This window comes from Poseidonocella sp. HB161398 (genome assembly GCF_005870025.1).
Taxonomy (GTDB): domain Bacteria; phylum Pseudomonadota; class Alphaproteobacteria; order Rhodobacterales; family Rhodobacteraceae; genus Mangrovicoccus.
In genome coordinates, this window is the sequence record NZ_VATA01000043.1 from 1 (window position 1) to 24,700 (window position 24,700).

Sequence of the window (24,700 nt, forward strand, 5' to 3'; positions counted from 1 at the left end):
GTTCCCTGAGGTCGAGCTCGACATGCGCCATCTGGCAATCTCCTGTTTTCACGAAGAATAGTGGAGATGTCGCAAGCCAGGATAGAATGTACCGCTGCCTTGAGATGCACCTTGATATAGAAAGTTATGGGCAACCGAGGTCGCCATGAGCCTTTCCGACAAGCGGAGTTCCCAAGCGGCCCCGCCAGTGACCACGCAGCCGGAGCAGGTCGAGGGGGCCTGCTACGGCGCTCGAAGCCCGTCCTGGCAGGGCCGCCAGGCTGCTTCTGCAGGCCTCCGGCCAGAAGGCCGTGCTGGCGGCCCTGGCTGCGCCCAGTGATTTCGGGCCCTTGCATCGCTGCTCAATTCGGCGCCGGTGCCGGACGACGTCCTGGCGCTCGATCCGCTTGCCGGGCCGATGCCCCGCGCCATCGCGCACAGGCGGGAAATATGCGAGGCCGCGGGCGAAAGGCCGAGCAGCGGACAGCTCGAGGAGCTGCTCGGCATCAGCCGGCAGGGGATCGACAAGCGCCGCAGAGCCAGCCGGGTCCTCGGGATCAGGACCGTCCCGGACGGGATCTGTCCCGCCCTGCAGTTCCTGGACGGCCAGGTCCCCGCGCTTCTGGGGGACCGTCTCCGGGCCCATGCCGGGGACGATCCCTGGCACGTCCTCGACGCTCTCATGGCCAGGCACGGCACCTTCGGCGGGAGGAGCCTTCTCGACCTCGCCAGGGAGGAGGGCCGATCGGGCGCTCCTTCGCGCAGCTGAACGCAGACGGCTTTGCCTGGGGCGGACAACCGGCGCTGCAGATGCGCCGCCATTGCCTTCACTGCGCCGGAAAGCGCCCGTGATCAGCGGCGACAGGCAGGGTCTGTCTCCGAGCCCGGGCTCTCGAGCACCCGCAAGCGACCGGCCCCCGGGGACGCCCCCGCCCCTTTCGGGCGATGCCCGACGGCAGCCTCTCTCGGAGGCGCAGTTCCGCCGTCAATGCGAGAGGAACCTGGTGTCCCCGTCCGCCACCGGCGTTTCGGTGAAATCCTCCTCCTCCGGGATCCGCCCAAAGGCGATCTTGGCGCCGACATAGCCGCCCGGAATGTCCTCCTGCAGGCCGAAGGACAGCGCCTTCGCGCCATGCGTCCGGCGCAGGCCGTCGAGCAGCTCGCTGACCCGTTCCCATTTCGCGCGGGTCGCGTCATCCTCGCCTCCCGGACCGACCGCGCCGCCGAACAGGTCGCCGGTGATCTCGCGCTCCGCCTTCAGTCCGTGGATCACGACGCCGACGGCGCGCGGCGCGAACCGCGCCTCCCGGCGCGCCGCCGACAGCCCCTCGGCCAGCGACCGCAGGAAGGTGCGGTCGTCGCGCGCCGGCGGGAAGGCGCCCTCCCAGCTCCAGGCCTGACCGCCCCCATCGCGCGGGCCGTCGCCGCGCAGCGACAGGGTCAGCCTGGTCGCGCGGAGGCCCTCCCGCCGCAGCCTGCGCGCGGCGCTGAGCGCCAGCTGCCGGGCGCAGGCCGCGACCCGGTCGGGCGTGCGCCAGTCCCGCGGCAGGTTCCGGCTGTGGCCGAACATGCTCTTCGCGGCTTCGGGGCGCTCCGAGGGGTGGCCGTGGAGCCCGTTCCAGAACCGCTCGCCCTCGACACTGCCCCAGATCGCGCGGGCCTGCTTGGGCGCGAGCCGCCAGAGCGCCGTGAAATCCGCAACCCCGGCCGCGGCAAGCCGGGCCTGCATGCCCTTCGAGATGCCCGGCAGCGCGGCGAGGTCCAGCCCCGCCAGCCGCTCCGGCAGCTCGGCGCTCCGGATCAGCGCGATGCCGTCGGGCTTGTTCATCTCGGCCCCGATCTTCGCCAGGAGCTCGGTCGGGGCCATGCCGATCGAGCAGGTCAGGCCGGGGCTGAAGGCCTCCGCCAGCCCCGCCTTGATCCGCAGCGCCAGCGCCTCGCCCTGCCGCGCCTCCTCGGGCAGCAGCGCGCAGACCATCTCGTCGATCGAGCGGACCTGGGCGACCGGCAGGATGGTGTCGATCACCGCGAGGATGCGCTTGTGCAGGCGGACATAGACGTCGTGGCGCGCCAGAACGAAGACCATGTCCGGGATGACCTGCCGCGCGGCGCGGACCGAGAAGCCGGACTTCACGCCGCGCGCCTTGGCCTCCCGGCTGACGGCGATGCAGCTGGTATGGGGCGAGTCGAGCGGCACGACGCCCACCGGCCTGCCCCGGAGCGACGGGTTGAAATGCTGCTCGGCCGAGGCGAAGAAGCTGTCGAAATCCAGGTAGAGACGTTCGATCCCCGGGGACTTGTCCTCGTCGATGGGTGTCACGACCTTCCTCCGGAAACTGCTGGTCCGCTCAATATAGAGCGAGAGGGTCCGGGCCGCATCCCGGTCGGCCGATTACCTTGGACGGCAATAGCCCGGCATGTCGCCGGGATAGCGACCAGCTTGCTTCTGCGCGGGAACATAGTGCCCTTGGGCATCATAGCGCGCGCAGCGGCCGCAATAGCCTTCGGCGATCAGGATTTCGGCAATGTCGCGGCCGTCCGGAAGGAAGCAGCGGCCGACATGGCGGTCATAAGTCGTGTCGCCGGTCAGGCTGCAGGTCAAGTGCCGCTTGCCGACGATGTCTCAAAGCCTCGCTGTCGCCCGGTCGCTCATCCTGCTGCCCCGCTCGTCACAGGTCAGACCGCCTAGGCGGACCGGCACGCCGCCGACGACGGGCGTATCTCCGTCCCTGAGCCGCACCGCACCGGAGATCTTGGACGGTCCTGCGGCAAGGGCCGGAGAAGTAGCCGTTGCCAGGACAAGAGCAACGATCGGCAGCAGGTTCAATCGCAGGCGCATCCGGCCCCCTTGTGGCAGCTCTTGTCCCGCGAAATGCAGCTGTCTCCGCAGGCCTTTCCCGTCTTGCACCGCTTGCAGCAGGCAGCCGCGACCTCGACCCCGCCGGGCATCAGCGCATGGATGCGGTCGAGAATGGCCGCGGACCCGGCTGCAGCGGGTGCGACCGGACCGGCAGGCCAGGTGCCTCCCGTGCCGGACAGCTGCGGCGCTGGCGATGCCGCCGACGCCAGAACGAGAAAAAGACCCGCGGATAGCGGTGCGAACTTGGCAAAATGCATTCGGAAATCCCCCACTGGCGGACTGCGTAGCTGGAGCGGTTCACCCCGGCAACCGCTTTCCCGGGAATACCAGTCCGCCCCCCTGCGAATGCCCGGAGATAGCCGCATGCTCCCGTGCCTGGACCGCCACGGCAAGCGCGGGAACTGCCCTTCCGGCCGGGACGCCGCAGCAGCCGGTTCCCGGAAGACCGGATTGCGGCTAGACTGAGCGATGCCACGCCCCGCGGACTGTGCCGGTTCACGAATGGAGACCATGATGCCAATCGACCCGATCGCCATCGCAGGCGCCGCACTTGCCGGCGTCGCGCTGGTCCTTGGCTGAGCGGGCCGAAGGGCCGCGCAGAAAGCGGAAGCCGAGGCTGAGAGCCGCAGTTTCGCCGGGCTCGGCGAGGCCCTGGCGGATCCGGGGCCCTGATCCGGTCCCCGCCCCCCGACGGCATCACTGTGCCAAGGCGGGATCGCGACAATCCGAATTGGGAGGCGGTCATGCCGGAGATTGGCACGGTCGGGCTCGATCCGCTGGCCGAAAGGCGAAGAATGCGTTCCAGGTCCATGACGCTGAGGCCAGGGGCGCAACGGTCCTGCGCAGGAAGCTCCGACGGGCCGAGGTGCCGGAGGTCTTCGCGAGGCTGCCGGCCTGTCTGGTGGCGATGGAAGCCTGCGGCGGCGCGCGTTTCCGGGGCCGCGACCTGTCCGGGCTCGGCCACGATGCCAGGCTCATACCGCCCGCCTACGTCAAGCCCTTCGTAAAGCGGCAGAGTGAGGCGGGGTCCGGAACAGTCCGGGGGACTGTTCCGCCGCCGAACGGATGCGGCCGACGCGGAGGCGATCTGCGAGGGTCCGAAGCCGCTCGCGCAGCGATCCGGCGATCCGGGGATCGATGGATGGCGGAAGCCGCAGCGGCCCGGCACGCGCTTCGTTCCGGTGAAGAGCGGGGAAACACAGGGGGCGGCGAGCGTCTTCCGGGTCCGGGAGCTGCTGATCCGGCAGCGCACCCAGGCGATCAATGCGCTGCGCGGTCACCTGGGCGAGTGCGGCTGGGTCGTGCCGCAGGGGGCTGCGAATGTCCGGCGCCTGGTTGCGGTCGTCGCCGACGAAGACTTGGACCTGCCAGAAGCGGCACGAGCCTCCCTGCAGGTCCTGACTGCAACGCTCGCGCAACTCGACGGGCAGATCGAGACCCTGGATGCCGGGATCGACCGGCGCGCCAGGGAAAATAAGGTCGCCCGCCGCCTGATGGGCTCCGCCCGTCGGTGCCTCAAAACCTCCACCGGAGGATTTGCCGCTGGCGCGGACCGTCCCGAACTCCCCGGCATCGGCCCGCTGACTGCCACGGCCATCGCCACGCTTGCGCCGCCGCCTGGACTTTTCCGCAAGGGCCGGGACTTCGCGGCGGCGTGACGCTTGGCCTCGCGCCAAGGCAGCACTCGACAGGCGGCAAGCGAGGGCCCGGCGCCACGACGACCCTCTCGGGACATTGCGTTCGGCAATGCCCTGCCGGGCAGCGGATGGGCGAGCGCTCTTTGCGGCTGCTGCTGATCATCGGCGCCAGCAGTGTCATCATCAAGCAGCACTGCCATGCATCTGCACGTCCGGGCACCTGGCTGGCCGGGATGCTGGAGCGCAGACCGCCGACGCTGGTCCGCGTGGCCCTTGCGAACAGCGAGCGGTGACGCGCCACCGGTCCGAGCGCATCGCGAGCGGCGCGCGTTCGCCCGCTCACGCGAACCATGGCGTTCGCGGGCTCGCTCTGGGCGCTGATGGAGAGTGCAGAGACCTGCCGGGCTCCGGCCATGGCGGCGCAAGCCCGGCCATCGGCCGCGAGACGTCGGAGCGCAAGGGGGCAAGGAGAAGTTTGGCGCAACGGTCGCGAGACGGGATCGGCAGACCCAGAGTGCAGCAATGTGCCTGCGAGCACGCGGCTTCGATCTGGACGTTCGGCATCTCTCTCGGACCGTCGCCCATCGGGCTCGAACCAATGGCGCCACGATGAGCAACCGTTCGATGCCTCGCTCCGCGAACACCATGCGGGCCCGCGGCATTCCATGGCCGCACCATGAGGCCGGATGCATGTCAGCCCCCGACAGCGCACCAAATTGCTCCACCCCCCCTAGCGCAAGGGGCGGTTATACATGTTGCGCAAAGGCTCCGGGATTCATCTCGGGACTCCAATGTAGTCGCCGGAAGGCATGAGCAGGCCTCCGAAGCCGGCCTGCAAGACCGCCCACTGGCATGCGTATGATCAGCCGCTGACGCAGCGCGGATCGCTGACGGCCTGGTTCGATCCCTCCCTGCAGCCGGCACGCGATGCCGTCCGGACGGCGTGGCCGCCAGCGGGCCCTTAGCAGGATGCTGAAAAAGCATTTCAGCGTGTCGTCGTGGAGGAAATCGTTCCGCATATGGTCAGGGCCACTCCCTGATTTAAGCAGATCGGGCCATCCTCAGGACAATTTTCCCAATTTTACTGCCAATTTTCACGGCCGAAGGGACTTTTTCAGCATCTTGTTAGTGGATGAGGCGGATCAGGAAACCGTCCGGGGGTCAGGTTCCCGTGACGAACGTGGCGGTCCGGGCGGCCGAGGTCGCCTCCGGCATTGTCGGCGATGTCGAGCCGGTGAACGCTACCGGTCCGGACGAGCCGGCGAGGGCTGCTGCCGGCCTGCCGGTGCAGATCCCGGCGGGCGAGGAAATCACCACCGTCACGGCCGAGTTGCCGCCGGTTCGAGCACCGCCGGCGACGCCCATGACACGCGCGCCTGCCACGATGTCTTCGCTGCCCGCGGTGCGGTGGCGGTCCGTCCGGCAAAAGGGCCCCCGGACCTCTTGCTCGTCCTCCTTGCTTCCGCCCCGCCGCAAGGCCAGGCCATGGAAGCCGCATAGCGCCGGAGCCCGGGCGCGCGGCGAGACCCTGCGGGCCTCGAAGCACCTTGGGCGGCGACCCTGGCGGAACTGGAGCGGCGACCACCGCGGCAGAAGGGTCGAAACGAAAATGACCTGCATGAAGCTGCCCTGACATCGGCTGATGGCGGGTCGGCCTCGGACCGATGGCGGCGCGATGCCTCGCCTTCGACCGCCAAGTGGCAGGGGTCCAGATCCGCGTAGCAGTTCCGAACCGCTTCCCGGCCCTTGGCATCCCGGTCACCGGGGCCCTGGGAGAACTGCGGCCGGGGAAAGCGGGACTGCGGCCGCCCGCTGATCTTCGCGACAATGGCCTTGAGACCGGAGAACCCGAACAGTCCCGCTGCGGCGAAAACCACGGCGCCGACCGCCCTGCCGGTGAAGACCAGCCACTCGATCCGCCTCGCGCCAGAAGCCAGAGCCAGAGCCAGACCGGCCAGATGCCGAAGCCGAGCCACGCCGCGAGGCATCCCGGGATGTCCGACGCCATCAGCGGGCCCCGGCCGCTCAATGCGCGGGTCCTGCAGGCATCGACCTGGAGGATCGGCAGGGCCGCGGGAACCATCATCGCGCCCGGCATGAGGACGCAGCCCCCGGCATGCAGGCCCATCGGACCAGGCGCCCCATGGCACCGCGGAGCGGATCGACCCCATCGGGCCGATCCGGGTCCGGCCCCCGTGATCCAGGCACCGCCCATGCGGGCTCTGCGCCGGGGCAGGAGCCACGCCAGGGCGGACAAGCCCGGCCCGAGCGCCAGGACCACGCGGCGGTGCGTTCCCCTGTCCATCCGCCAGCCCCGGTCAGGCGCGCCGGAAACGGAAGCCTGCATGGATCACGTTGTGCGCATCGATGGCGACATCGAGCCTGATGCCGTCATCCTTCCGCTTGACGCATTCCGCCTCCGGCACGCGGGCGGACGTTCCGGGGATCGCGGCCAAGATGTTCTCGTTCCAGGCCGCAACCTCGCCCGCCGGACCGCGATAGGCCTCCGTCTCGGCTTCCAGCACGCAGTCCCCCTTTGGGGGCCCCTGCCCTAGAAAAGGTTGAACGCGATGCTGGCGCGCTTGGCGCCGCGATACTGGCGGGCCAGCGGCGCCAGATCGGCCAGAGGACCGCCCGTCCTGCCCATCAGCAGGTCGATCGCGGCGCCCGCCTGGGCCGTATTCGCCCCGCAGAGCTGCCGCGTCCAGTTGCCGTGCAGCCCATTTCCGGGGATCTGCACGGTGCCGCCGATGATGATGCCGGCCATGTCAGCGCCGTCCACTTGGTCGGAACGGGTCCCGTCGAAAAGAGCGTGCATCACAAGCGCCGCCGTCGGTGTCTTCGCCGATCCTCCAAGGACACAGGGCGCGGCAGGTCCAGGCCTCCGGCAGGTCGCCTTCCATTCAGCGCGCCACATCCTGGCTTCCAGATCAGCGCTCGTCCGAAAGACCACCAATCTGCATGTGGCCCGGATGCCCCCCCTGCCATGCCCGGGATGACGATGCCGCGGTGCGCTATCGGGAAGCACCATGGCTCCAGAGTGCGGCGGCCGGCAGGCTGCCGTTGCCGGACACGCAGAGACCCGCCCCGCCGGTCACGACGGGGTTCATCCCCGCGGTCCATCGCGTGCCACGGCACTGGCGGCCTCCCCCGCCAACGGCACATCGGCGAGGATGACCTCCGGTCCCATCGTCCGGATGGCCTCGGCCACGCCGGAATCGATCAGCCGGTCGGTCACGACGATGTCGAAGACCTCCATCGGCAGGATGTTGATCGCGGCGATCATCCCGTATTTCGACGAGTCCGACACGAAGACCGACCGGCGGGCGCGCCCGGCCACGGTCTTCTTGACCGGCCGCTTGCCCTCGGAGGGCGAGGACAGGCCGGTGATCGTCCAGGAAGAGGTCGAGATGAAGGCGATGTCGTAGTTGAAGCGCGCCAGCGTCTCGGAGGCGGCCTCGCCGATGCAGGACTGGTTGTCCCGCTCGACAAGCCCGCCTGAATGGTAGAGCGTGCAGCGCGAATGCTGCGAGAGATAGGCGCAGATGACGAAGTCGTTCGTCACGACCGTCAGCCCCTCGCGCTCGGCGATGGAGCGCGCGATTTCCAGCGTGGTGGTCCCGGCATCGAGATAGACCACCATGCCGTCGGTCACCAGCTGCGCGGCCGCGCGGCCGACCGCCTGTTTCGCGCCCGTGTTGATGCCGCTTTTCTGCAGATGCGGCAGCTCGACATCAAGCCGCTGGCTGAGCCGCACGCCCCCCGAAACCGAGGTGACCCGGCCCGAGCGTTCCAGCGTCTGGATGTCCCGCCGCACGGTCATGTGCGACACGCCCAGCCGCTCGGTCAGCTCGGCGATGCTCGCCACGTCCCTCTCGGCGAGGCAGGACAGGATGAAATGCTGGCGCTCGGCGGGGATCATGGCTCAGGCGGCCTTCTTCGCCAGGTAGGGCGCCGCCCAGCCGAGACCGTCCTCGGTCCGCCCGCGCGGGTTGTACTCGCAGCCGAGGAAGCCCTCGAAACCGGTCCGGTCGAAGGCCTCGAAGATCGCGCCGTAGTTCAGCTCGCCCTCGTCGGGTTCGTGGCGGTCGGGCACCCCCGCGATCTGGACATGGCCATAGGCGCCCTTCAGCCGCTCGATCCGGCGGATGATGTCGCCGTCCATGATCTGCGCGTGGTAGACGTCGAACTGCAGGAAGACGTTCCGGCGGCCGAGCCTGCCGATCAGCTCCAGCGCCGGGTCCTGGTGCGCGATGAAATAGCCTGGCATGTCGCGCGTGTTGAGCGGCTCGATCGAGATGTCGAGCCCGGCACTGGCGGCCTGGTCGGCGGCCTTGCGCATGTTCGCGATCCAGACCGCCTCGCATTTCGCCCTATCGGGCTCGTCCTTCGTGATCCCGGACATGACATGGATGCGCGGGCAGCCGAGGCCGGTCGCATAGTCGATCGCCTGGGTGATCGAGGCGTCGAACTCGGCGGTCTTCGACGGGCGGGCGGCAAAGCCGCGCTCGCCCCCGGCCCAGTCGCCCGCGAAGGCGTTGATCAGCGTCAGCCGCAGCGCGTTGCGGTCGAGCCGCGCCTTCACCTCGGCGATGGAATGGTCATAGGGGAAGAGGAACTCGACGGCTTCGAACCCCGCGGCGCCGGCCCGGTCGAACCGGTCGAGGAAGGGGGCGTCGGCGAAGAGCATCGACAGGTTGGCGGCAAGGCGCGTCATCTCAGTATCCTCCGCCCAGTTCGGCGATCTCGTCGTCGGTCAGGTAGTGCAGCTTCTCGCCCTTGAGCAGGAACAGCAGCTTGGCCGTCTCCTCCAGCTCCTCGGCATTGTTCACCGCGTCGTCGATGTCCCTGCCCAGCACGACGACCCCGTGGGACGCCAGCAGGAAGGCCTGCACCTTGTGCCTGGCGGCGGCCTCGGCGAGGTCCTCGCCGATCTGCGCGGAGCCGGGGCGGTAGTACGGGATCACCGGCATGTAGCCGATGCGCATCACGTAGTACGGCGTGAATGGGCGCATCGCGTTGTCGCGCGGCAGGTCCTCGAGGCAGCTCAGCGCGGTGAGGTAGGTCGAATGCAGGTGCACGATGGCCCCGGCATCCGGGCGGACCTCGTAGAGCTTGCGGTGGAAGGCGAATTCCTTCGAGGGCTTCGGGCCCGGCTCCGGCTCGCCATCCGGGCCGATCACCGTCAGGTTTCCGGCATCGAGCCGCCCGAGACAGCTGCCGGTCGGCGTCACGAGGAAGCCGCCCGCGTCCGAGCGGACCGAGACATTGCCCGCCCCGCCGACCGAGTATCCCCGGTCGAACAGGCTCTTGCACAGCAGCACCATGCGCTCTGCCTTCTGTGCGTCGGTCATGCGGTGGCCTCCAGAGCGGCGCGGACATGCGCGGGCTGGCAGTCGAGGAAGAACCCCTCGGCGCCGAAATTCCCGGATTTCAGCGCCAGAGACAGCGGCCGGTCGACGGCGCGCACCCAGGGCACGCCCGGCGCGATCTGCGGCCCGATGGCGAAGCCCTTCACCTCGAGCGCCTGGGTGACGGAGCCGGAGGTCTCGCCGCCTGCAACGACGAAGCGGGTGATGCCGCCCTCGGCCAGCTTGCGCGTGGCCGCGGCAAAGGCCTGTTCCACTGCCTCGGAGGCTGCCGAGCCGTGCCTGGCCTGAACCGCCTTCAGCACATCCGGGCTGGCGGTCGCGGTGATCAGCGGCGCGGGGAGGCCGTCGCCTTGCGGCTGCGCCAGCGCCCAGGCGGCCATATCGGCGCCATAGCCTTCGGCATCGGCAAGGCAGCGTTCCACGTCCACGTCGAAGGTGGGCGCGATCTTGCGGTAGGCCGCGACCTGGCTGTTGGTCATCACCGAGCAGGAGCCCGAGATCACCACGCCCCGGCCCGGCAGCGGCGCGCCCGCCTCGGCGGCCGCCCTGCCCAGTTCCTCGATCCGGCCGGGCGCATCCGATGCCACGGCCCGCGCGATCCCGGCGCACAGGCCCGAGCCGCCGGTGACCAGCGTCATGTCGGCCACCGCCTCGCCCAGCACGTCGAGATGCGCGTCCGTGACGGCATCGAGCACGACATAGGAGATGCCAGAGGCGCGCAGCCGCCCGATCTCGGCCTTCACGGCCTCCGCGCCCTGCTCGATCGTGGTCACGGTGACGACGCCGGACCTGCCCTTCGACTGCCGGTCCATCAGGCGCATCAGGTTCGAGTCGGTCATCGGCGTGATCGGATGGTTCTTCATCCCCGACTCTTGCAAGAGCTCGTCGCCGACGAAGAGGTAGCCCTTGTAGATCGACCGGCCGTTCACCGGCAGCGCCGGGCAGATGACGGTGATGTCCGTCCCCAGCGCCTCCATCAGCGCATCCGCGACCGGGCCGATATTGCCCTTGGCGGTAGAGTCGAAGGTGGAGCAGTATTTCTGGAAGATCTGCCTGCAGCCGATCGACTGCAGCCAGTCCAGCGCGGCGAGGCTGTCGGCGACGGCCTCCGCCGCCGGGTTCGACCGCGATTTCAGCGACACGACCACCGCGTCGCCCTCGATCCTCGTGCCCGCCCCGGGCACGCCGATCATCTGCGTGGTCGCGAGGCCGTTCGCGACCAGGAAGCCCGCGATGTCGGTCGCGCCGGTGAAATCATCCGCGATGACGCCGATCTGCATGGGGTCAGCCCTCCTTCCTGGCGGGCAACTCGATGCCCGAGAAGGTCTTGATCACCGCGCTGTCGTCCTCGCCGCCATGGCCCATGTTCGACGCCTCCTGGAACATCGCGAAGGCGGTGGAGGCCAGCGGCAGCGGGAATTTCAGGCTGCGGCCGGTCTCGGTGACGAGCCCGAGGTCCTTGACGAAGATGTCCACCGCCGAGGTCGGCGTGTAGTCGCCGTCGACCACGTGCTTCATGCGGTTCTCGAACATCCAGGAATTGCCCGCCGCGTTGGTGACGACGTCGTACATCTTGTCGAGCGGGATGCCCGCCCGCGCCGCCAGTGCCATCGCCTCGGCGCCCGCCGCGATATGCACGCCGGCCAGAAGCTGGTGGATGACCTTGACGGTCGCGCCCTGGCCGATCTCCGGTCCGATATTGTAGACCTTGGAGGCCACCGCCTCGAGCACGGGCCGCAGCGCGGCGAAGGCCGCGTCGGAGCCGGAGGCCATGACGGTCATCTCGCCCGCCGCCGCCTTGGCCGCGCCGCCCGAGACCGGCGCGTCGAGCATGGTGACGCCCATCGCCTCCAGATCGGCGGCAAGCGCCCTGGCATCCCCGGCGGACTGGGTGCAGCTGACCATGACGGCCCCGCCGGTCTTGATCCGGGCCGCCGCGCCGTTCCCGCCCAGCAGCACGGCCCGGGCCTGGGCGGCAGTCACGACGAGCACGATCATCGCGTCGAACGCGCCCTCGAATTCGGCGGCCGAGGCCGCCACTGCCTCGGCGCCCGCGGCCAGGAACTCGGCGCGGCGGGCCTCCGACAGGTCGATCCCGCAGGTCGGGATCCCCGCCTTGACGCAGGACAGCGCGGCGCCCATCCCCATCGATCCCAGGCCGACGACGCAAGCGCGGTATCCGGAAGGCACGTCCATGTCGATTTCTCCTCCGTTGGCGGTCCGGTCCGGCACAGCAAGTCGCACGAGAATCCCGGCCGCGAGGACTGACTAACAAATATTTACACCAAATCACATCTTTTTTCACATCAGCACGGCGAACATCGGACAATGGCGGGATTCCGCAGGATCACGTGAATATCTGTGACCTCACTGACACCCCCACCCGCGACACGCCGACGGGAGAAGGCTTGAAGGTGGTATACCATTATGGCTAGGTCTGGCGCAGACCCGCCGCAGGCGGGCCATGGCAACGGAGGAAATGACCATGAGCGACGCCGTCCTGCTGATCTGCGGGCCGTTCTCGGCGGAAGAGCGCAGCCGCCTCGAGGCCGCCCATCCCTCGGCCCATGCCGCGGGCCCCGAGGAAATCGCCGACCTGCCCGAGGCGGTCCGCGCCGGCCTGCGCGCCGTTGCCTACAAGGGGCATGCGCCCTTCGGCGGCGGCGTGATGGACGCGCTTCCGGCGCTCGGGGTGATCGCCAATTACGGCGTCGGCTATGACGCGATCGACGTGGCCGCCGCCGATGCGCGCGGCGTGAAGGTGACGAACACGCCAGGCGTGCTGAATGACGACGTCGCCGACCTGGCGCTCGGCATGATGCTGTCGCTGTCGCGCAACCTGGAGGCCGGGTCGCAGCTGGTACGCTCGGGCGAATGGGCCGAACGCGCGCTGCCGCTGAACCGCAAGTTCTCCGGCGGCAAGGCGGGGATCGTCGGGCTCGGCCGGATCGGGCGCGAGATCGCCGACCGGCTGGCCGCGTTCAAGATGGAGATCCACTACACGTCGCGCAGCGAGAAGGACACGCCGGGCTGGACCTGGCATGCCGATCCGGTGTCGCTGGCACGCGAGGTCGACTGGATGGTGATCGCGCTGGTCGGCGGCAAGGAGACCGAGAACCATGTCGGCACCGAGGCACTGGCCGCGCTCGGGCCCGATGGCGTGCTGGTCAACATCTCGCGCGGCTCGACGGTGGACGAGGCCGCGCTGCTCGACGCGCTGGAACAGGGCACGATCGGCGGCGCCGCGCTTGACGTGTTCCTGAACGAGCCCGATATCGACCCGCGCTTCCGCGCCCTGGAAAACGCCGTGTTGCAGCCGCACCAGGGCTCGGGCACGGTCCAGACGCGCCGCGCCATGGCGGAGCTGCAGCTTGCCAATGTCACCGCCTTCCTCGAGGGCCGGGCTCTGGAAACTCCGGTGAACTGACCCGCCGCCGGCACCGGGCTCTGCCACGGTGCCGGCTCCCGGCGGCGGTCCCCCTGGCAGACCGGCAAGTCCGGATGACGCATCTCCAGGCGCCGCCCTGCCCCGACGCTGCCGGACACGGAGTTCCGGACCGGTCGCGGGCTGCCGCCTCGGGAGGGCCCCGGCAGGCAGAGCCTGCCAGGCACCGCGGGGCCGTTCCCCCGGCAGCCCCGCGCGACCCGGCCGGGCGCTGAAAAAGCCCGTCCGGCGACGGAGTGCAGGGCAGGACCGGAAAATTTGTCCGGAATGCGGCTGTACGTGATCCCCTCTGGGGGATGCTTCAGCCGGATACGGAACAGTTTCCTCCATGGCGACGCCCCAGAGCCATTTTCCGCACCCTGCTAGAGCGCGCCCGCATCCACCACCAGCTCGGCGGCGGTGATCATCTTGGCCGCGTCCGAGGCCAGGAACAGCACCGCATCGGCCAGGTCGCCGGCCTGCAGCAGATCCGGCAGGCACTGGCGCGCGCGCAGCCCGTCCAGCTTCTCCGGCGTCACCCACAGCTCCTGCTGCCGTTCGGTCATCACCCAGCCGGGGATCACGACATTGACCCGGATCCGGTGCGGCCCGAGCTCTCGCGCCATCATCCGCGTCAGTCCCTGCACCCCGGCCTTGGCCGTGCCGTAGACCGGCAGCTGCGGCGTGCCCTGCAGCCACGATCCCGAGCCCATGTTGACGATCGACCCGCCGCCCGCCGCGATCATCCCCGGCGCCACCGCCTGGATGGCGAAGAACTGGTGGCGCAGGTTGGTGGCCATGCGCTCGTCCCAGTCGTCCGGCGCGACGTCGCGCCAGTCGTGGCGGTCGTCGCGCGCGGCGTTGTTGACCAGCACCGTGGCCGGTCCGCAGCGCTCGGCCAGCCGCGCGACGGCAGCCCTGAGCGCCCCGATGTCGCGCAGGTCGCAGGGCTCGAAGGCGGCGCCGGTCTCTGCCGCCATCGCCGCGCCGGCCTCGCGGTCGAGATCGAGGAATCCGGTCCGGGCGCCCGCCGCCGCGAAGGCGCGCACGATCGCGCCGCCGATCCCCGAGGCGCCGCCCGAGACCAGGACGGACCGGCCCTCCAGCCCCGGCGCGCTCACAGCAGCGCCCTGGCCGCGAGGTTGCGCATCAGCGCCGCCGTGCCGAAGGTCCATTCCGCGCATTCGGTCGAGAGCTGCACGGTGTTCCGGAGCGCGCCGAGCTTCGGCTCGGTGATCGTCACCACGTCCCCGGTCCTGTGGGTGAAGCCCTGCCCGGGCGCGTCGCGGTCCTGCACCGGCGCGAAGAGCGTGCCGAGGAACAGGAAGACCCCGTCGGGATACTGGTGGTGGCGCCCGATGGTCTGCGCGACGAGGTCCGCCGGCTTGCGGCTGATCTTCGACATCGAGGACCGGCCGTCCAGCACGAAGCCGTCCTCGCCCTCGACCTTCAGCTCCAGCTCGGCGGTCTCGACATCGGCCATCGAGAAGCCCCCGTCGAAGAGCCGCAGGAACGGGCCGATCGAGCAGGAGGCGTTGTTGTCCTTGGCCTTGCCCAGGAGCAGCGCCGAGCGGCCCTCGACGTCGCGCAGGTTCACGTCATTGCCGAGCGTCGCGCCGAGGATGCGGCCGCGGCTCGACACGGCCAGCACGATCTCGGGTTCGGGGTTGTTCCAGGTGGAGACCGGATGCAGGCCGACATCGGCGCCCCAGCCCACCGCGCTCATCGGCTGCGCCTTGGAGAAAACCTCGGCATCTGGGCCGATGCCGACCTCCAGGTACTGCGACCAGAGCCCCTCGGCCTGCAGGACGCGCTTGACCTCCATGGCCGCGGGCGAGCCCGGCTCGATCCCCGAGAGGCTGTCGCCGATCACCGCGCCGACCCTGGCGCGGATTTCCTGGGCGCGGTCGGGGTTGCCCGCCGCCTGCTCCTCGATCACGCGTTCGACCATGGACTCGGCGAAGGTCACGCCGCAGGCCTTGACCGCCTGGAGATCGCAGGGCGCCAGGAACCGCAGGTCCTCGGGCCCGGCCGCCGCCGAGACCTCGGCCAGATGCGCCGCCGTGCAGACGGTCTCGCCCGGCGCGGTGCGGACATGGCCCGCGGGATCGTCGAGCTCGAGCAGGTCGCGCATCGTCGGCACCTCGCGCGAGGTGATGTCGACCACGTCGCCGCCGCGCAGAACCACCAGCGCCGGACCGGTGCCCGGGCGCCAGATCCGGCCTGCCAGCGTTGCGGAAGGATCGGGATTGGAAAAGGGCAGCATGGAGCCTCCGTCAGCAGTCTTCCGGCAGCAGCTTGCCGGGATTGAGGATGTTCTTCGGGTCGAAGCCCGTCTTGATGGCGCGCATGAAGCCGAGCGCGGGCCCGTGCTCGGCCGCCATGAACTTGATCTTGCCCTGGCCGATGCCGTGCTCGCCCGAGACCGTGCCGCCAAGCGCCAGCGCCTGGCGCGCCAGCCCGTCGGTGAAGGCGTGGACGCGGGCGACTTCGTCGGCATCGCCGGGATCGAAGCGGACCGAACAGTGGAAATTGCCGTCGCCGACATGGCCGACGATCGTGGCCACGAGGCCGAGCCGCGCCAGCTCAGCCTGCGCGCCGGTCACGGCTTCGGCCAGGCGCGAGATCGGCACGCAGGCATCGGTGCTGACCGTGCGCTTGCCGGGTTCGAGCGTGCCGGTCGCGTAATGGGCGTTGTGGCGCATCTTCCACAGGGCGTTGCGCTCTTCGGCCAGATCGGTCCAGCGGAAAGCCTCGGCGCCGAACTCCGCGGCGATCTCGCCGAAGCTCTCGGCCTGTTCGCGCACGCCTGCCGGCGAGCCGTGGAACTCGACGAAGAGATGCGGCATCTCGGGCAGCCCGGCCTCCATCAGGTTGTTGAAGCCGCGCACCATCATCCCGTCGGCGAATTCGATGCGGGCCATCGGAATGCCCGACTGGATGGTCAGGATCACGCAATTGACCGCATCCTCGACCGTGTCGAAGCGGCAGGTGGCGGCCGAGACCGCCTCGGGGATGCCCTGCAGCCGCAGGGTCAGCTCGGTGATGATGCCGAGCGTGCCCTCGGAACCGATCAGCAGATGCGCCAGGTCGTAGCCGGTGGAGGATTTCCGCGCCCGGCTGCCCGCGCGGATCACGGTGCCGTCGGCCATGACGGCCTCCAGCGCCAGCACGTTTTCGCGCATCGTGCCGTAGCGCACGGCGGTCGTGCCCGAGGCCCGCGTTGCCGCCATGCCGCCCAGGCTTGCATTGGCGCCCGGATCGACCGGGAAGAACAGGCCGGTCGCGCGCAGCTCCTCGTTCAGCCCCTCGCGGGTCAGGCCGGGCTGCACCACCGCGTTCAGGTCCTCGGCATTGACCGCGAGCACCCGGTTCATCCGCCCCATGTCGAGGCTGATGCCGCCCCGCACCGCCAGGTGATGGCCTTCGAGCGAGGTGCCCGCGCCATGGGCGACGACCGGACAGCCATGGGCATTGCAGGCCCTCAGGATGGCCGCGACCTCCTCGGTGCTCTCGGGAAAGGCCACCGCGTCGGGCAGGGTTTCGGGAAACCAGGTCTCGTTGCCGCCATGCGCCGCGCGCAGCGCCTGCGCGGTCGTGAGCCGGTCGCCAAGCAGCGGCGCCAGGTCGGCGATTGCCCCGGAAACGCCCATCACCTGCCCCAGCTCAGGACCATGGGATCGAGCGGGCGCAGCAGCTCGATCAGCATGGCGCGGGTATCTGGATGCAGCGGCGCGATCGGGTGGCGCGAGAAATCCGACTTGATCACCCCGCCCTCGACCATCGCGGCCTTGCACGAGCGGAAGCCGCATTGCCGGTTCTCGTGGTTCACCGCCGGCAGGACGCGGGCATAGCCCTCGATGGCCGCCTGCCGGTTGCCTGCCAGGAAATTGCGCACGACCGGTCCGATCAGGTCGGGGATCATCCCCGAGGTCATCGTGCCGGTGCAGCCCGCGTCGAGATCGGCGAGCAGGGTGATCGCCTCCTCACCGTCGAACGGGCCCTCGATCGCGTCGCCGCCCTCGGCGATCAGCGCGCGCAGCTTGGCCGCGGCCTGCGGGCATTCGATCTTGAAGAGCTTCAGCATCTCGATCTCGCGCGCCATCTTCACCAGCAGCGGCACCGGCAGCTCGACCCCCGAAAGCGGCGCGTCCTGCACCATGATCGGGATGCCGACCTCGCCCACCGCGGCGAACTGCTCATAGGTCTGCTGGGCCGTGCCCTTCATCAGCGCGCCATGATAGGGCGGCATCATCATCACGATGGCCGCGCCGCAGTCCTTGGCCAGCCGCGCCCGCTCAACGGCGATCCGGGTGGCGTAGTGGCTGATCGTGACGATCACGGGCACCCGGCCGGCGACATGGTCGAGGCAGAGCCGGGTCAGGGTCTCGCGCTCGGCATCCGAGATCAGGAACTGCTCGGAGAAGTTCGCGAGGATGCAGATGCCGTCGACGCCCATGTCGATCTGGCAGTCGAGCACGCGCTTCATGCCCTCGAGGTCGAGGATGCCATCCTCGTGGAACGGCGTCGGCGCCACCGGCCAGATGCCGGTATAGGCAGTTGCGGTCATGGGGTTCCTCCGGGTTTGGCGGACAGGGTGCCGCCCATCGACAGGAGCGCCAGGGCGACGACCGCGATCATCGCCCCGGCCATGGCAAGGTTGATCCGGCGGTGCATCCGCTCGGGCAGGTCGAGACCGTGGAGCACGCCGCCCGCCCAGAGCCAGCCCAGATGCAGCGGCAGCCAGATCGCGTTCAGGATCAGCAGCTTCGACAGCGTCTCTACGGCGAGGCTGGCAGGGAAGAAGGGAAAGCCGGTGAAGAGCGCGGCACTGACCGCATAGGCCTTGGGGTTCACCGCCTGCAGGATCACCCCGTCGCGGATCCCCGGCGCGCGTGCGGCCGCGCCGAAGGCCAGCCGCCCGCCCGCCGTGGCGATGCGGACGGCCAGCCACATCAGATAGGCCACCGAGGCCGCAAGCAGGACGATGCGCACCATCGGCGCGGCCAGGACCACCGCGGCAAGCCCCGAGATCACCGCGAGGATGACGAGGTTGTTGCCGAGGTTCAGCCCCGCGACATAGCGCAGCCCGGTGCGGAAGCCGAAGCCCGCGCCGACGCCCGCGCAGGACAGCACCCCCGGCCCGGGCGTCGCGATCAGCAGGAACACGGCGGCGGCGAAGGCGAGCATCAGGCGAAATCCAGCTGCACCTTCATGGCGCGGCTCTTGTCCGAGGCGGTCTCGAAGGCCTCGGCATGGCGCTCGAGCGGCAGCGTGTGGGTCAGCAGGAAGCCGGGGTCGATCCGCCCGTCCCGCATCATCGCCACCGCGACGGCGAATTCCTCGTGGAAGCGGAAGGAACCTCTCAGCTCCAGCTCCTTGGCGATGACCGGAAGGATCGGCAGCGCCATCTCGCCCGACATGCCCAGCTGGACGATCACGCCCCGGGGCGCCAGCGCACCGATCCCGGCGGCCAGCGCCGGCGCCGCGCCGGAGCATTCGAAGAGCACGTCGAAACTGCCCTTGCCGCGGCTGTCCTCCGCCAGCGCCTGCGGGTCTGCGGCGGTGTTCAGCCGCCGCGACGCCCCGGCCTCTTCCGCAAAGCCGAGCGCCCGGTCAGCGATATCGACGGCGGTGATCTCTCCGGCCCCCGCCGCCCGCGCCGCGAGGATGGCGAGCACGCCGATCGGCCCGCAGCCGGTCACCAGCACGCGGCGGCCCAGGAGGTCCCCCGCCCGCCGCATGGCATGGAGCGCCACCGACAGCGGCTCCGCCATCGCCGCCCGCGCCGGGTCGAGTCCGGCGGCCGGAACGCATTGCGAGGCAAGCGCGACGATCTCCTGCCGGAAGGCTCCCTGGATATGCGGGAAGGGCATGGCGGAGCCGTAGAAGCGCATGGTCTCGCACTGGTTCGGCAGGCCCTTCAGGCAGTAGCGGCAGGCGCCGCAGGGCCGCGAAGGCGAGACAGCGACCAGATCGCCGACCGCCAGCCCGGAGACGCCCGCCCCCAGCTCGGCCACCTCGCCCGCGATCTCGTGGCCGAGGATCATCGGCTCGCGCAGCGTCACCGTGCCGAACCCGCCATGGCTGTAGTAATGCAGGTCCGACCCGCAGATGCCGCCGCGCGCCACGCGGACGCGCACCTCTCCGGGTCCGGGCCCCGCGCAATCCTCGTCGGCCAGCCGCAGATCCCTTGCCCCGTGGGCATAGAGCGCCTTCATCTTCGTCCTCCCCCGGCCCGCCCCTCCGCAGGCCGCCTTCCGCGCTTGCATCGCGCGACAAATGGTATACCATTTTCTAGGCACAATCGCCGCGGCTTGTCAAAAGGCCATTACGGGAGGGGACATGAAACTCTTTGATCTGAGCGGGCGCCGGGCGCTCGTGACCGGTTCCTCGATGGGGATCGGGCTGGCGCTGGCGCGCGGGCTCGGCGAGGCGGGCGCCGCGCTGGTGCTGAACGCGCGCAACGCGGCACGGCTGGAGGAGGCCGCGGAGACGCTGCGCGCCGAAGGCCATGACGTCGCCACCCTGCCCTTCGACGTGACCGATCACGACGCAGTCCGCGCCGCCATCGACAGCTTCGAGGAGACCGCCGGGTCGATCGACATCCTGGTCAACAACGCCGGCATGCAGCACCGCGCCCCCCTGCAGGATTTCCCGGCCGATGCCTTCGAGCGGCTGCTGCAGACCAACATCGCCTCGGTCTTCCATGCCGGCCAGGCCTGCGCGCGGCACATGATCGCCCGCGGCGAGGGCCGGATCATCAACATCGCCAGCGTGCAGACCGCGCTCGCCCGTCCGGGCATCGCGCCCTACACGGCGACCAAGGGGGCGGTGGCGAACCTGACCAAGGGCATGGCGACCGACTGGGCGCCGCTGGGGCTGAACTGCAACGCCATTGCGCCGGGCTATTTCGACACGCCGCTGAACGCCGCGCTGGTCGCCGACCCGGATTTCAGCGCCTGGCTGGGCAAGCGCACGCCGCAGGGCCGCTGGGGAAAGATCGAGGAGCTGGCCGGCGCCGCGGTGTTCCTGGCCTCGCCCGCCTCGAGCTTCGTGAACGGACACACGCTTTTCGTCGATGGCGGCATCACCGCCAGCCTGTGACGCGACAACGGGAGGAGACCGCATGAGCGGCAAGGACACGATCGGCTTCATCGGCGTCGGACCGATGGGCCACGGCATGGCAGCCAACATCCTGAAGGCGGGACACCCGCTGGTGGTCAAGGGCAACCGCAACCGCGCGCCGGTCGAGGACCTGCTGGCGCAGGGCGCCACCGAGGCCGCCACCCCGCGCGAGATGGCCGGGGCCTGCAGCATGATCCATCTCTGCCTGTCCAACAGCGACCAGGTCGAGGCGGCAGTCCGCGGCGGGGACGGAATCCTCGCCTCCGGGAAGGCCGGGCTGGTGGTGATCGACTGCTCGACGTCGAATCCGGTCTCCACCGCGGCGCTCGCCGCCGAGCTGGAAGCGGCGGGCATGATGCTGGCCGATGCGCCGCTCGGGCGGACGCCGAAGGAGGCCGAGGCCGGCACGCTCGACGCGATGGTGGGCGCGCCGCCAGACCTTTTCGCGCGGATCAGGCCGGTGATCGAGTGCTGGGCCGGGAACATCACCCATGTCGGCCCGACGGGTGCAGGCCACAAGATGAAGCTGATCATGAACTTCATCTCGATGGGCTATGCCGCGCTCTATGGCGAGGCGGTGGTGCTGGGCGCCAAGGTCGGGCTGCCGCCCGAGGCGGTGCGCCAGGTGATCGGCGCGTCGCGGCTGTCGAACGGATTCTTCGATACCTTCATGAAATACGCCGTCGACCGCGACCGCAACGCCCATGTCTTCTCGATCGCGAATGCCTCGAAGGACGTGCGCTACGCGGCGGCGATGGCGGCGGATGCCAATGTGGTCAACATCATGGGCGCGGCGGTGAAGCACTATTTCACCCATGCCGAAGCCACCGGGAAGGGCGGCGACTACGTGCCGATGCTTACCGATATCATCGGCGCCCTGAACGGCCTCGACATGGCGGCCGAGGCGGCGAAGGGCCGGTCCTGAGGGGCCGCCGACCGGAACGGCCTCCGGCACGGCGACCGCCTTGCCGAGGCATCGGCAGCAGCGGCCATTCCGGCCGCAGCGCGGGACGGGATCACGGCCCGGGCGGGCAATTCGGGCAAGCAGCCCAGCCGGCCCGCCCCGCGGCTGCGGCTCTTGCCAGATCCCATGACCGCGGAGGGAGCTGACTGGGCCGGGGGTCGCTCCCGCGGCATTCTCCCTCCGAGCCGCGCGCCGGATGATCCGGTGCCGAGCGTCGGGGATGGGGCAAGAGACCGGATGCAGGATGGCGTGTTCACCGGGCCGGATGTCCGCAGGGCAACGGTTCCGGCGGCCGCGGCAGCCGACGAGCGTGGAGGCGAGGTCCGCCATTCGGGCACGGGTCCGCACCGGCCGGACGATGCACGAACACTGGTCGAGACGCTGGGCGCTGGGGGCAGCAAGCTTCGTTTCCGCTAGAAGCCCGGGCCCCGTGGCCATCGTCTCCGCCGCCAGCTTGTCGAGCCGTGGCACGACTGCACGCTCCTCGCGCCGCCGCTGATCGCGGCCAAGGCAGGAGACTGCGCGAAGACCGACCGCCGCGATGCCGTCATGCTGGCGAAGCGGCGCCCCGTGCGGGCGAGCTGACGCCGGTCGGGTCCCGGATGCGGCGCAGGAAGCCGGCCGGGCAGATCGCCGGGCCGCTGCCGGGCCGGAGGCGGTGCAGGCCATGCGCGGTGCCGCATTCATTGTCGCCGCCACCGTCCTGGCACAGGTCGGCGACGTCCGCCGCTTCGGCAATCCGCGTCGGCTGATGGCCCTGTCCCGGCCTGACGCTGTCGGAGCAGTCCAGTGGAGACGTCCGCCGTGGCGGGATCGTCAAGGCGGGCGCGCGCCACGGGTCTCGACCGCGCCGGCACGGCAGGCCCTGATCGAGCGGCCGGGAGCTACCGCATGCAGCCCCGGGGCCGCCGCGAGCTGCATGACCGGCTCGAGGGCCTGCCGGCGCCTGTCCGGGACATCGCCCTGAAGGGGCGGCAGCGGAGGCGCCGGCGCTATCGCCGCCTGGCCGCGGCCGGGGCATCGCCCGCGAGATGGCGGGTTTGAACCGGTCTATCGCACGGACGGCGACGGCCGCCCCGGCCCGGGCGGCCGTAAAGGCAGCCTGGAAGGAAGGCCCCCTCCGGCCCGCCGATGCGCAAGGCCGGGGACGGAACGCAGAGGCAGATCCGCATGCCCTGTCATGGGCCGGAAACCACGCCCGATCCTTGGCAGAGCGCTGAAAAAGAACTCCAGGACGTCGTCGTGGAGGAAATGGTTCCGAGTTTGACCCAGACCGCTCCCAGGATCGGGCGGGTCCAGCGGCCTTCGGGACCATTTTTCCAGCAAGCTCCGTGGCCTGGCGGACTTTTCCAGCATCCTGCCAGAACGAGGCCGCTGCCGGCAAAAGGCCAGGGTCACGCGACAGCCAAGCCGTCTGTGCGTGGCGGGATGCGCCCGCTCCCGCCGGAGTCATGGCGCCATGCTGTCAATGCGGGACGTGCGCCTGCGCCGGCGGACCGGGCGGCGGCGTCGAAGGCCACGGCAACCGCTAGTGCGGGGATCCGCTGCCCGGCAGGCGATCTGGCAAAGGCAAATCTTCCGGGAGGGGGCCGCCGCCGCGGCCGTCATCGGCAAGCGAACCGTCGCATGGCGTCCGCCAATTGCCCGGCTCCGGCGGCGAGCACGGCAATCCGGGCCAGGATGTCGTGCCCGGCCTGCATGAGTGCCTAGATGATCGGGACGGGCTCGGGGGCCACGGCCAGGTCGCCCGGGATGATCTCCTCGGCCCGGCTGAAGCTGCCGACCTGCTTGCCGAACATTGCGCCGGAGGTCTTCAGCAGATCGCGGCGTCCGCTCTCCAGCCTGGCGCGCAGACCCGCCAGCGCCTCGCATGCCGTCGGCATCGCCCGGCCAAGATTGGCGCCGCAGCCCATGATTTGCGCCGCCTTGAAGCTGCCTGTGCGCAGGATCTGGACCTGTCCGCGCGGAGCAGGCCGATCGGTTCGACGGCGCACCGCCTCAAGGACCGGCGCGTCTTCCGCCCTACTCTCCGGCATGCCGCCGGCGTGGCGTGCATCCATGCAAACGACGGGTGCCTGTCGCGCCTCGGCCGCGTTCCCGAGCCGGATGGCCAATGCCCCTTTCTCCGTGCAGGGCCGCTCGGGGTCCTCGGCCCGTTCCGCCAGCCAGTCTGCAATTGCGTCCGGACGGGCCGGAGCCCCGCCCCCGTCCAGGAGGGCTCCGTCCTGATCGACCACGCAAACTGCCGTCGCTTCCTGAGACACGTCCAGCGCCGCAAAGACGCATCGCATTCTCCAGGCTCGGGATTGGGCAACGACGAAAGCGGCAACCTGCCTTGCACGGCCAGTCGCGGCATCCGGGCATGGCGATCGCCCGAGGCGGCTGCCGGAAAGCCTTCATGATCGCATGCCTGCCGCAGTTTCCGGGCCGGCGGAACCGGATGCCGGCGGCGCGCAGGGCGCCACCGGCAGGGCCCCGGCCGTCTCAGGCGGCGGCGACGGCGGTCTGGCGCTGGCGGCCGAGGCCCTGGACCTCGATCTCCATCACGTCGCCGGGTTTCAGGAAGCGCTGCGGCTTCATGCCCATGCCGACGCCCGAGGGAGTGCCGGTGGAGATGATGTCGCCCGGCACCAGCTTCATGAACTGCGACAGGTGCGAGACGATCTGCGCGACAGTGAAGATCATGTCGGCGGTGGACTCGTCCTGCACGGTCTCGCCGTTCAGGTCGAGCGTGACGCGCAGCGCCTGCGGATCCGGCACCTCGTCGGCGGTGACGAGATACGGCCCGATCGGCCCGAAGGTCGGCGCCGACTTGCCCTTGACCCACTGGCCGGAGCGCTCGATCTGGAAGGACCGCTCGGACAGGTCGTTGATCGTGCAGTAGCCCGCGACATGGGCCAGCGCGTCCTCCTCGGAGACATAGAGCGCCTCCTTGCCGATGACCACGCCAAGCTCCACCTCCCAGTCGGACTTCTTCGAGCCGCGCGGGATGATGACATCGTCATAGGGGCCCGAGAGGCAGGAGGTCGCCTTGTTGAAGACCACCGGATGCGCGGGCACGGCCAGGCCGGACTCGGCGGCGTGCTTGGCGTAGTTCAGGCCGATGCAGTAGAAATTCGGCACCGAGGCCAGGCAGGCGCCAATGCGGCCGGGCGCCTCGACGACCGGAAGCGTCTCGATGTCGAGATCGCGCAGCGCCGCGAGCGCCTCCAGCGAAACGGCCTTGCCGCCCAGCTCGCCCACATGGGCGCCAAGGTCGCGGACCTTGCCTTCGGCATCGAGAATGCCGGTCCGTTCCTTGCCCTCGGGGCCGAAGCGCAGAAGTTTCATGGGGAG

The 24,700-nt window shown here is 69.9% G+C and carries 21 protein-coding genes and 2 pseudogenes; 6 read left to right on the forward strand and 17 right to left on the reverse strand.

Features of this window, described 5'->3' with window-relative positions:
• Positions 1 to 355: 355 nt before the first annotated feature.
• On the forward strand, positions 356 to 748 hold the full coding sequence (locus FGX59_RS25485; protein WP_138469949.1) for a hypothetical protein: 393 nt from the start codon (positions 356 to 358) through the stop codon (positions 746 to 748).
• A gap of 216 nt (positions 749 to 964) precedes the next feature.
• Here the strand turns inward: FGX59_RS25485 and FGX59_RS25490 are convergent, their stop codons facing one another.
• Together FGX59_RS25490 and FGX59_RS25495 are read right to left on the reverse strand one after the other, a co-directional pair.
• On the reverse strand, positions 965 to 2,299 hold the full coding sequence (locus FGX59_RS25490; RefSeq protein ID WP_240722704.1) for a type VI secretion protein ImpB: 1,335 nt from the start codon (positions 2,297 to 2,299) through the stop codon (positions 965 to 967).
• Between the two features lie 72 nt (positions 2,300 to 2,371).
• Positions 2,372 to 2,581 (reverse strand): hypothetical protein, encoded by a 210-nt coding sequence (locus FGX59_RS25495; protein ID WP_138469950.1) that lies wholly within the window; start codon positions 2,579 to 2,581, stop codon positions 2,372 to 2,374.
• A 1,001-nt stretch (positions 2,582 to 3,582) separates the two neighbouring features.
• Here FGX59_RS25495 and FGX59_RS25500 point away from each other — a divergent pair.
• Positions 3,583 to 4,757 (forward strand): annotated as a pseudogene (locus tag FGX59_RS25500) (IS110 family transposase); the annotation flags it as partial.
• A 528-nt stretch (positions 4,758 to 5,285) separates the two neighbouring features.
• Positions 5,286 to 6,251: pseudogene (locus tag FGX59_RS39805) on the forward strand (hypothetical protein); the annotation flags it as partial.
• A gap of 543 nt (positions 6,252 to 6,794) precedes the next feature.
• Here FGX59_RS39805 and FGX59_RS37775 read toward each other — a convergent pair.
• From FGX59_RS37775 to ltnD, 7 genes are all read right to left on the reverse strand, one after another.
• Positions 6,795 to 7,001 carry a hypothetical protein gene (locus FGX59_RS37775; protein WP_171060825.1) on the reverse strand — a complete coding sequence of 69 codons (207 nt, stop codon included), beginning with the start codon at positions 6,999 to 7,001 and terminating at the stop codon, positions 6,795 to 6,797.
• Between the two features lie 26 nt (positions 7,002 to 7,027).
• Entirely contained in the window at positions 7,028 to 7,507 is a 480-nt protein-coding gene (locus tag FGX59_RS39810) for a DUF1326 domain-containing protein (RefSeq protein WP_138469951.1), read from the reverse strand.
• Between the two features lie 75 nt (positions 7,508 to 7,582).
• On the reverse strand, positions 7,583 to 8,398 hold the full coding sequence (locus tag FGX59_RS25515) for a DeoR/GlpR family DNA-binding transcription regulator (RefSeq protein ID WP_138469952.1): 816 nt from the start codon (positions 8,396 to 8,398) through the stop codon (positions 7,583 to 7,585).
• A gap of 3 nt (positions 8,399 to 8,401) precedes the next feature.
• Positions 8,402 to 9,193, reverse strand: coding sequence for a 2-oxo-tetronate isomerase (gene otnI / locus FGX59_RS25520; protein WP_138469953.1), 792 nt, complete (start codon positions 9,191 to 9,193; stop codon positions 8,402 to 8,404).
• A 1-nt stretch (position 9,194) separates the two neighbouring features.
• A complete protein-coding gene (locus FGX59_RS25525; protein ID WP_138469954.1) occupies positions 9,195 to 9,830 on the reverse strand; it encodes an aldolase in 636 nt (211 codons plus the stop codon).
• Positions 9,827 to 11,128, reverse strand: a complete 1,302-nt coding sequence (otnK, locus tag FGX59_RS25530) for a 3-oxo-tetronate kinase (RefSeq protein WP_138469955.1) — start codon at positions 11,126 to 11,128, stop codon at positions 9,827 to 9,829. Before otnK ends, FGX59_RS25525 begins: the two co-directional genes overlap by 4 nt.
• Before the next feature lie 4 nt (positions 11,129 to 11,132).
• Positions 11,133 to 12,038: an L-threonate dehydrogenase gene (ltnD, locus tag FGX59_RS25535; protein WP_370296297.1), complete on the reverse strand. Its 906-nt coding sequence runs from the start codon at positions 12,036 to 12,038 to the stop codon at positions 11,133 to 11,135.
• A 295-nt stretch (positions 12,039 to 12,333) separates the two neighbouring features.
• On the opposite strand from ltnD, the gene FGX59_RS25540 reads away from it, so the two are divergent.
• Positions 12,334 to 13,275, forward strand: coding sequence for a 2-hydroxyacid dehydrogenase (locus FGX59_RS25540; protein ID WP_370296287.1), 942 nt, complete (start codon positions 12,334 to 12,336; stop codon positions 13,273 to 13,275).
• A 380-nt stretch (positions 13,276 to 13,655) separates the two neighbouring features.
• On the opposite strand, the gene FGX59_RS25545 is transcribed toward FGX59_RS25540, so the two are convergent.
• From FGX59_RS25545 to FGX59_RS25570, 6 genes are read right to left on the reverse strand one after another with little or no spacing between them, the layout of a single operon-like run.
• Positions 13,656 to 14,393 (reverse strand): SDR family NAD(P)-dependent oxidoreductase, encoded by a 738-nt coding sequence (locus FGX59_RS25545; protein ID WP_240722706.1) that lies wholly within the window; start codon positions 14,391 to 14,393, stop codon positions 13,656 to 13,658.
• Positions 14,390 to 15,538 carry a fumarylacetoacetate hydrolase family protein gene (locus FGX59_RS25550; RefSeq protein WP_138469958.1) on the reverse strand — a complete coding sequence of 383 codons (1,149 nt, stop codon included), beginning with the start codon at positions 15,536 to 15,538 and terminating at the stop codon, positions 14,390 to 14,392. Before FGX59_RS25550 ends, FGX59_RS25545 begins: the two co-directional genes overlap by 4 nt.
• Positions 15,539 to 15,548: 10 nt before the next feature.
• Complete coding sequence (locus tag FGX59_RS25555; RefSeq protein WP_138469959.1) at positions 15,549 to 16,925, reverse strand: FAD-binding oxidoreductase; 1,377 nt, start codon at positions 16,923 to 16,925, stop codon at positions 15,549 to 15,551.
• On the reverse strand, positions 16,925 to 17,842 hold the full coding sequence (locus FGX59_RS25560) for a dihydrodipicolinate synthase family protein (protein WP_138469960.1): 918 nt from the start codon (positions 17,840 to 17,842) through the stop codon (positions 16,925 to 16,927). Before FGX59_RS25560 ends, FGX59_RS25555 begins: the two co-directional genes overlap by 1 nt.
• Complete coding sequence (locus FGX59_RS25565) at positions 17,839 to 18,462, reverse strand: LysE family translocator (RefSeq protein ID WP_138469961.1); 624 nt, start codon at positions 18,460 to 18,462, stop codon at positions 17,839 to 17,841. The genes FGX59_RS25560 and FGX59_RS25565 overlap by 4 nt, the downstream gene beginning before the upstream one ends.
• The gene (locus FGX59_RS25570; RefSeq protein WP_138469962.1) at positions 18,462 to 19,493 is read right to left on the reverse strand and encodes an L-idonate 5-dehydrogenase; all 1,032 of its coding nucleotides are present in this window, start codon (positions 19,491 to 19,493) and stop codon (positions 18,462 to 18,464) included. The genes FGX59_RS25565 and FGX59_RS25570 overlap by 1 nt, the downstream gene beginning before the upstream one ends.
• A 124-nt stretch (positions 19,494 to 19,617) precedes the next feature.
• Between FGX59_RS25570 and FGX59_RS25575 the strand changes: the two genes are divergently transcribed.
• Together FGX59_RS25575 and FGX59_RS25580 are read left to right on the forward strand one after the other, a co-directional pair.
• The gene (locus FGX59_RS25575) at positions 19,618 to 20,379 is read left to right on the forward strand and encodes an SDR family oxidoreductase (RefSeq protein ID WP_138469963.1); all 762 of its coding nucleotides are present in this window, start codon (positions 19,618 to 19,620) and stop codon (positions 20,377 to 20,379) included.
• Positions 20,380 to 20,401: 22 nt separating this feature from the next.
• Positions 20,402 to 21,325, forward strand: a complete 924-nt coding sequence (locus FGX59_RS25580) for an NAD(P)-dependent oxidoreductase (RefSeq protein ID WP_138469964.1) — start codon at positions 20,402 to 20,404, stop codon at positions 21,323 to 21,325.
• 1,745 nt (positions 21,326 to 23,070) lie between these two features.
• On the opposite strand, the gene FGX59_RS25590 is transcribed toward FGX59_RS25580, so the two are convergent.
• Together FGX59_RS25590 and FGX59_RS25595 are read right to left on the reverse strand one after the other, a co-directional pair.
• Positions 23,071 to 23,478 carry a hypothetical protein gene (locus tag FGX59_RS25590; protein ID WP_138469966.1) on the reverse strand — a complete coding sequence of 136 codons (408 nt, stop codon included), beginning with the start codon at positions 23,476 to 23,478 and terminating at the stop codon, positions 23,071 to 23,073.
• Between the two features lie 370 nt (positions 23,479 to 23,848).
• Positions 23,849 to 24,694, reverse strand: a complete 846-nt coding sequence (locus tag FGX59_RS25595) for a fumarylacetoacetate hydrolase family protein (protein WP_138469967.1) — start codon at positions 24,692 to 24,694, stop codon at positions 23,849 to 23,851.
• Positions 24,695 to 24,700 lie beyond the last annotated feature (6 nt).

Excerpts from the sequence above, each read along its gene's own strand:
- otnK (WP_138469955.1), bottom strand. The coding sequence starts at position 11,128 with ATGCAGATCGGCGTCATCGCGGATGATTTCACCGGCGCGACCGACATC.
- FGX59_RS25595 (WP_138469967.1), bottom strand. The coding sequence starts at position 24,694 with ATGAAACTTCTGCGCTTCGGCCCCGAGGGCAAGGAACGGACCGGCATT.
- FGX59_RS25525 (WP_138469954.1), bottom strand. The coding sequence starts at position 9,830 with ATGACCGACGCACAGAAGGCAGAGCGCATGGTGCTGCTGTGCAAGAGC.
- FGX59_RS39810 (WP_138469951.1), bottom strand. The coding sequence starts at position 7,507 with ATGGTGCTTCCCGATAGCGCACCGCGGCATCGTCATCCCGGGCATGGC.
- FGX59_RS25515 (WP_138469952.1), bottom strand. The coding sequence starts at position 8,398 with ATGATCCCCGCCGAGCGCCAGCATTTCATCCTGTCCTGCCTCGCCGAG.
- FGX59_RS25570 (WP_138469962.1), bottom strand. The coding sequence starts at position 19,493 with ATGAAGGCGCTCTATGCCCACGGGGCAAGGGATCTGCGGCTGGCCGAC.
- FGX59_RS25565 (WP_138469961.1), bottom strand. The coding sequence starts at position 18,462 with ATGCTCGCCTTCGCCGCCGCCGTGTTCCTGCTGATCGCGACGCCCGGG.
- FGX59_RS25555 (WP_138469959.1), bottom strand. The coding sequence starts at position 16,925 with ATGGGCGTTTCCGGGGCAATCGCCGACCTGGCGCCGCTGCTTGGCGAC.
- FGX59_RS25560 (WP_138469960.1), bottom strand. The coding sequence starts at position 17,842 with ATGACCGCAACTGCCTATACCGGCATCTGGCCGGTGGCGCCGACGCCG.
- FGX59_RS25540 (WP_370296287.1), top strand. The coding sequence starts at position 12,334 with ATGAGCGACGCCGTCCTGCTGATCTGCGGGCCGTTCTCGGCGGAAGAG.
- FGX59_RS25550 (WP_138469958.1), bottom strand. The coding sequence starts at position 15,538 with ATGCTGCCCTTTTCCAATCCCGATCCTTCCGCAACGCTGGCAGGCCGG.
- otnI (WP_138469953.1), bottom strand. The coding sequence starts at position 9,193 with ATGACGCGCCTTGCCGCCAACCTGTCGATGCTCTTCGCCGACGCCCCC.
- FGX59_RS25580 (WP_138469964.1), top strand. The coding sequence starts at position 20,402 with ATGAGCGGCAAGGACACGATCGGCTTCATCGGCGTCGGACCGATGGGC.
- FGX59_RS25575 (WP_138469963.1), top strand. The coding sequence starts at position 19,618 with ATGAAACTCTTTGATCTGAGCGGGCGCCGGGCGCTCGTGACCGGTTCC.